Origin of the sequence: Afipia sp. DC4300-2b1, assembly GCF_049895725.1 — a bacterium.
Classification (GTDB): Bacteria; Pseudomonadota; Alphaproteobacteria; order Rhizobiales; family Xanthobacteraceae; genus Afipia; species Afipia broomeae.
This window is the reverse complement of the sequence record NZ_JAFCSX010000018.1, coordinates 1-1,310: the sequence shown is the minus strand read 5'-3', so window position 1 is coordinate 1,310 and position 1,310 is coordinate 1. Positions and strand designations below refer to the sequence as shown.

Genomic DNA, 1,310 nt, shown 5'->3' with positions numbered 1-1,310 from the left:
GGGACTGTCGGAAATTCTGTGTTTGAGGCGGGTTGACCATCATGAGTTCACGAAACGCTCGTTGAACATGGTGGCGAATTGCGTCTTCGCCTCGGACCATTCGCGAGGTGGGCGTTTCCACTCAGCCGCCGCGCGGTTCAGAGATAGGTACAGCAATTTTGTTGCGGCGTCATCGGTTGGGAAGTGTCCTCGTGTCCGAACCGCTCGACGTAGTTTTGAATTGAGCGCCTCGATGGCGTTGGTGGTGTAGATGATCCGTCGAACCGCTTCGGGAAATGCAAAAAACGGGATGATGAGATTCCAGTTGCGGCGCCAGCTCTGGGCGATGGCTGGATATTTTGTGCCCCAGGGCCCGTCAGCGAAGGCATCCATCGCCGCTTGACCGGCGCTGGCGTCGATCGCGCGGTAGATCGTTTTGAGGGCTTGCGCGACGGTCTTGCGGTCCTTCCAAGCCGCCAAATCCAATGAATGCCGAATGAGGTGAACGATGCAAGTTTGTACCACCGTCTGCGGGTAAACTGCATTGATGGCTTCTAGAAAGCCCTTCAGTCCATCAACGACAGCAATCAGGATGTCGCCGATGCCGCGGCTCTTCAGCTCGTTCATCACGCGCAGCCAGAACTTGGCGCCTTCGGTTTGCTCGATCCACAGGCCCAGGATATCCTTCGTACCATCGGGCAGCACGCCCAGCGCGATGTAGACGGCTTTGTTGCGCACGAAGCCTTCGTCGCGGATCTTGACCCGCAAGGCATCGAAGAACACCAGCGGATAGCTGGCATCGAGTGGCCGATTCTGCCATTCCGCGACCTCATCCAGAACCGCGTCAGTTACTGCCGAGATCAGATCGGACGATACGTCGATGCCGTAAAGCTCCTCGAGATGGCCGCGGATCTCGCGGACGCTCATGCCGCGGGCGTACATTGAAATGATCTTCTCATCGAACTCCGGAAACCGGCGCTGATATTTGGCGATCAGTTGGGGATCGAACGTGCCGGCGCGATCGCGCGGAACCGCCAGGGTTACCTTCGATGTTGCCGTCAGAATCGATTTCTTCGAGTAGCCATTGCGTTGATTGGATTTGCCGTCGGCATTCTCGGCATCAAGATGCTCATCAAGCTCGGTGTTCAATATCCGTTCCGACAGTGCCTTCTTCAACTCGTCGACCAGGCCGTCCTTGCTGAAAACATCCTTAGGGTCACGCCCAGCAAGAAGCTGATCCAATACGTCCTTCTCGATAGCCATTTGATGCTCCTTCGAACTTCATCAATATGGCCTCAAACACAAAATTCCTGACAGTCCCCCGAGCTTTG

At 56.1% G+C, this 1,310-nt stretch carries 1 protein-coding gene; it reads right to left on the bottom strand.

The window, feature by feature from the left end; all coding sequences use genetic code 11:
- Positions 1-39: 39 nt before the first annotated feature.
- Positions 40-1,242, bottom strand: a complete 1,203-nt coding sequence (locus tag ACP7AL_RS25505) for an IS256 family transposase (RefSeq protein ID WP_425995466.1) — start codon at positions 1,240-1,242, stop codon at positions 40-42.
- Between the last annotated feature and the right edge of the window lie 68 nt (positions 1,243-1,310).